The sequence below is a fragment of the Sphingopyxis sp. SCN 67-31 genome, assembly GCF_001725095.1.
Genome location: NZ_MEFH01000232.1, coordinates 1 through 5015, shown reverse-complemented (window position 1 = coordinate 5015; position 5015 = coordinate 1). Strand labels below are relative to the sequence as shown.

Genomic DNA, 5015 nt, shown 5'->3' with positions numbered 1-5015 from the left:
GCGGATCATCTCGAGCGACAGGCGAAGGCGGGTAAGCGGGGTGCGCAGGTCGTGACTTACGCCGCCGAGCATCAACGCGCGGTCGGCATCGTTGCGGGCCAGGCGCTGGGTCAGCCGGTTGAAGGCGGTCGCAACCGCCGCGACCTCGGCCGGGCCGTCGGTCGCAACGGGCGGCGACAGGCGTTCGGGGTCATAGGCGTCGACTGAAGCGGCAAGCCGGCGCAGCGGGCGATCGAGCCGGCGCTGCAGGAACAGGCCGGCGATTGTCGCGACGAGGAAGGCCGCCGCGAGTGCGGCCAGCAGGCTGGTCATCGCGCTGCGCCGACGCGGCGGCGTCACACTTACCCAATAATCGTCGGGGCCGAGCGCAAGTCTGATCCACAGCCGCCCGCGCGTGTCGGTAATCCAGTCGAGCTTGTGCTGCGTCGTCAGGCGCGCGGCGAGTGCGCGCATGAACCTGTATTCGATGAAGGTCGGAAAACGCTGCCCGTCGGTCGGGGGATCGGAAACCGGGCGGATCAGCAAACGCGATCCGTCGCTGAGATCGGCGATGACCGCTGCTCGGCGCTCGGCAGGGAGATTTCCCACTGTCGTCGACAGCGCATGGATCATGTCGGCGGTCACGTCGGCGACGCGGGTCGTTTGCGGGCCGATTACCCATATCTGTACCAGCAGCCCGGCGAGCAATTGCCCTGCCAGCACGACGCCGATCAGCATCGCGACGTTGCGGCTGAACAGCCGCCTAAGCATCGGTGCCCGGCGCCAGCACATAGCCGACGCCCCATATCGTCCGGATGAAGCGAGGATTGGCGGCATCGTCGCCGATCGCCTTGCGGAGACGGCCGATCTGCACGTCGATCGCCCGGTCGGTCACCTCGGCATCGCGCCCCAGCGCGCGGTCGATCAGCTGCGCGCGGCTGAGCGGCCGCCCGGCGCTCCGCGCGAGCGCGGCGAGCAGCGCGAATTCGCGCGAAGAGAGCGCCAGCGCCTGATCTTCGCGGCGCACCGACATCGCAGAAAAATTGATGACGAAGGGACCAACGGTTACCACCTCGTCGCGCAGCGTCGCCCGGTCGGTCGAAAGGCGGCGCAGCAAGGCATTGATGCGCGCAACGAGCTCGCGCGGGAGAAAAGGTTTGCCGAGATAGTCGTCGGCGCCCATTTCCAGGCCGAGCACACGGTCGACCGGATCGCCGCGCGCCGTCAGCATGATGATCGGGATCGTCTCGCCGCGCTCGCGCAGCCGGCGCACGATCGCCAGCCCGTCTTCGCCCGGCATCATCAGATCGAGCACGATCAGGTCGGCCGGATCGCGCGTCAGGCTGATATCCATCGCCTTGCCGCCGTCGGCCGCGCGCACGGCGAAGCCATGCTCGCCCAGAAAGCGCTGGAGCAATGCGCGCAGTTCGGGATCGTCGTCGACAATCAGGATGCGGGGTGCCTTGGCGTCCATGGACCCGACATGCCAGCCCCGTGGCACCGTCGCCAGAGCCAAAGATGTGACAAAGCATGTCGAAGCGGCACCCGTGTCGCATTTTGCCGCACAGTCGCGTTTGGCCGACATCGCCGCGATACAGGGCAGGGGCATTGGACGCTGGTCTTCACCATCAGGAAGGATGAAATCGATGAACACCCCCGCCCGCATTTTGACCGCCTTCGTCGCCACCGCCGCGCTTGCGGCCGTTACCACCGCCGAGGCCCGGCAGGGTTCGTTCCGCGCCCGCGGTTCGAACGGCGTCGTCGCCGGCAGCGCAGGGCCGAAGGGCGGCGTGATCCGCGGCCGCGGCGCTGTGCAGAACGGCGATGGATCGGTGACCACGCGCTCGGGCGGCGCGTTCCGCGGCGCCAATGGAAGCAAGGGCAGGCGCCAGTCGACGACGACGGTCAACCCCGACGGTTCGCTGACCCACAGCGGCAACGCGTCGGCCACCGGTGCGCGCGGCACCTTCGACAGCAGCGGCGCCGTCGCGCGCGCAGCCGACGGAAGCTGGTCGGGCGGCCGTTCGACGAGCGCCACCAATTCGACCACCGGCACCAGCTATTCGGGATCGACGACGATCGACCCTGCGACGGGCAAGCCTGTTCACAGCGGAACCTGCACCGACGCGTCGGGCGCCGTCATCCCCTGCCGTTAACCGGGGCCTCCCCCCTCCAGACCCACCCCGGTTGGGAGGGGCGTCCCCATCGCCCCTCCCGTAACGGCATCGAAGCGCTATCAGGATATTTATGCGAATCAGGATTGTCTTCCCGCTTGCCGCCTTTGCGGCGTTTCTCCCGGCCACAGGTGCGCTGGCCGCGCCCCGCGGCGATCTCGAACGCGCGGCACAGGAATTGCGCGACGCCGACCGCAACGGCGACGGCGCCGTAAGCCGCGCCGAGTTTCAGCAATATCGCGTCGGCCGCTGGGCGAAGATGGATCGCAACGGCGATGGCTACTTCGGCAAGGACGACTTGCCCGCGCTGGCGCGGTCGCGCTGGGATAGTGATCGCCTGACGCAGCTCCGCCGCGATTTCGACAAGAATCGCGACGGTCGCATCTCGCGCGCCGAGTTCGTCGGCGGGCCGATGCCGATGTTCGATGCCGCCGATAGCAACCGCGACAATCAGGTCAGCAAGGTCGAACTGCAGGCGTTGGGGCAAAAGGCGAAAGTGCGGTAGCCCGACCTGCAGGCGCAATGGAAAAGGGCTGGCGCATCGCTGCGCCAGCCCTTTTTGTTTGGCTTTTTCGGCCGGTTCAGAAGAGCTTCGTCACCGTCGCGCTGCGGCGTTCCTGCTCGACTTCGCCGGTGTAGAGGCTCGCCATCGGTTCGTCGCTGACGACGTGGGTTTCCTCGGCACCGAAGCCATTGAACCGCGTCCGCATCGCGCAGCCATAAGCGCCGAGCATGCCGATCTCGATGAAATCGCCGGCCTTCACATCGGCCGGGAGATAGAAGGGGCCGGCCATATGGTCGAGGTCGTCGCACGTCGGACCATAGAAGCTGAACGCCGTCATCTCGTCGCTCGCCGTCTCGCGGATCAGCGAAACGGGGAAGCGCCAACCGACATGCGCGGCATCGAACAGCGCGCCATAGGCACCGTCGTTGATATAAAGCTCTTCGCCGCGGCGTTTTTCGACGCGCACGATCAGCGAGCTATATTCGGCCGACAGCGCGCGGCCCGGTTCGCACCACAATTCGGCCGAATAGCTGATCGGCAGGCTCTCGAAGCTGCGGTGGATCGTGTCGAAATAGGCGTCGAGCGGCGGAGGCTCCATGCCCGGATAGGACGACGGAAAGCCGCCGCCGACATCGATGATATCGACCGTCACCGCGGCGGCGACGATTGCCGCGCGCACACGCTCCATCGCCTGCGCATAGGCGTGCGGCGTCATCGCCTGGCTGCCGACGTGGAAGCAGATGCCCAGAGCATCGGCCGCCTGACGGGTCGCCATCAGCAGTTCGGCGACATCTTCGGGCTCGGCACCGAATTTGGCGGCGAGGCTCAGCTTCGAATGATCGGACGAGACGCGCAGGCGGACGAGCAGGTTGAGATCCTGCGCGCCTTCAGTCGCGCGGACGATCTTCTGAAGTTCGTCCATCGTGTCGAGCGAGAAGGTGCGCACGCCATGTTTGAAATAGGCTTCGTGTACGGCCTCTTCGGCCTTCACCGGGTGCATGAAGCACAGGGTGGCGTCGGGCAGCGTGCGGGCGACCAGACGCACTTCCGCGATCGAGGCGACGTCATAATGGGTGACGCCCGAATCCCACAGCACGCGCAGCAGATCGGGCGACGGATTCGCCTTGACCGCATACATGGTCGTGCCGGGAAATCGCTCGATGAAGAAACGCGCTGCGCGCCGCGCGGCGTGCGGGCGGACAAGCGTAACAGGTTCGACCGGCGAAAGTGCCTGAATCAGCCCGTGGGCGCTATGATGCTGGTGCAACTCAAGGGACCCCCAAAATTAACGTTAAACATCAAAGGCTGCCTTGCGGTTATTGGAAGTCCCCCTGGGGCAGCGGGGTGCGCATATATGGCGGGGGGTCCCCCCTGTAAAGACCCTTATCGGACCGCGCGTTAACTTCTGGCGTTCAACCGAGCCGCGTTTTGAAATCCTCATAGGAAAAGCGCCGTATCTCCGTCAGTTCGTCGCTCTCGCTGTCCCAGAGCCAGATCGACGGCAGCGGGACGCCGTTGAAGGTGTTCGTCTTCACCATCGAATAATGCGCCTGATCGAGGAAGGCGAAGCGCTGGCCGATGCGCGCGCCGCCCGGCAGGCGGTAGTCGCCGATCACATCACCCGCGAGGCAGGACGGGCCGCCGAGCCGAACCGGCTTGCCGGTGCTTTCCTCACCCAGCATCGCCGGGCGATACGGCGCCTCGATGACGTCGGGCATGTGGCAGGTCGCCGAGATATCGGTGATGCCGATCGCCATGCCATTGTCGAACAGGTCAAGGACTTCTCCGACGAGGATGCCCGCGTCGAGTGCGACGGCTTCGCCGGGCTCGATCATCACATCGCAATCGGTCGACGCGCGCACCTGTTTCAGGAAGGCGATGAGGTCATCCGTCTGATAGTCGGCGCGCGTCACATGATGGCCGCCGCCGAAATTGATCCATTTGAGTTGGCGGAAAAAAGGACGCAGCATCGGTTCAACCGCCGCCCAGGTGCGCGCGAGCGGAGGAAAATCCTGTTCGCACAGCGTGTGCATATGCACGCCATCGACCCCTTCCATATGTTCGGGCAAAAGCTGGCTGATCGGAAAGCCGAGCCGGCTGCACGGCGCCGCGGGGTCATATTTGGGGACATCGCCTTCGCTATGCTGCGGATTGATGCGCAGCCCGACATCGAACGTCGCGCCCTTGGCGCGCAATTCGTCGAGCAGCGGCCGAAAGCGCGCGATCTGTCCCGGCGAGTTGAAGATCAGATGATCGGACAGCGCCGCTATTTCGGGCAGATCGGCTTCCTTGTAGCCTGCGCAATAGGTTGCAACCTCGCCGCCATATTCCTCGCGGCCGAGCTTGGCTTCGTAAAG

The 5015-nt window shown here is 65.6% G+C and carries 6 protein-coding genes; 2 read left to right on the top strand and 4 right to left on the bottom strand.

Features of this window, described 5'->3' with window-relative positions; translation table 11 throughout:
• On the bottom strand, positions 1–750 hold a 750-nt coding region (locus ABS88_RS24950; protein ID WP_286750927.1), incomplete at its 3' end, for a HAMP domain-containing protein.
• Positions 743–1453, bottom strand: coding sequence for a response regulator (locus tag ABS88_RS24945; protein WP_062768383.1), 711 nt, complete (start codon positions 1451–1453; stop codon positions 743–745). The genes ABS88_RS24950 and ABS88_RS24945, both read right to left, overlap by 8 nt.
• A 172-nt stretch (positions 1454–1625) precedes the next feature.
• On the opposite strand from ABS88_RS24945, the gene ABS88_RS24940 reads away from it, so the two are divergent.
• Together ABS88_RS24940 and ABS88_RS24935 are read left to right on the top strand one after the other, a co-directional pair.
• Positions 1626–2135, top strand: coding sequence for a hypothetical protein (locus ABS88_RS24940; protein WP_286750926.1), 510 nt, complete (start codon positions 1626–1628; stop codon positions 2133–2135).
• Between the two features lie 91 nt (positions 2136–2226).
• Positions 2227–2658 (top strand): EF-hand domain-containing protein, encoded by a 432-nt coding sequence (locus ABS88_RS24935; protein WP_286750925.1) that lies wholly within the window; start codon positions 2227–2229, stop codon positions 2656–2658.
• A 76-nt stretch (positions 2659–2734) separates the two neighbouring features.
• Here the strand turns inward: ABS88_RS24935 and ABS88_RS24930 are convergent, their stop codons facing one another.
• On the bottom strand, positions 2735–3925 hold the full coding sequence (locus ABS88_RS24930) for a type III PLP-dependent enzyme (RefSeq protein ID WP_286750924.1): 1191 nt from the start codon (positions 3923–3925) through the stop codon (positions 2735–2737).
• Positions 3926–4070: 145 nt separating this feature from the next.
• The coding region (locus ABS88_RS24925) for a carboxynorspermidine decarboxylase (protein ID WP_286750923.1) at positions 4071–5015 on the bottom strand (945 nt) is incomplete at its 5' end.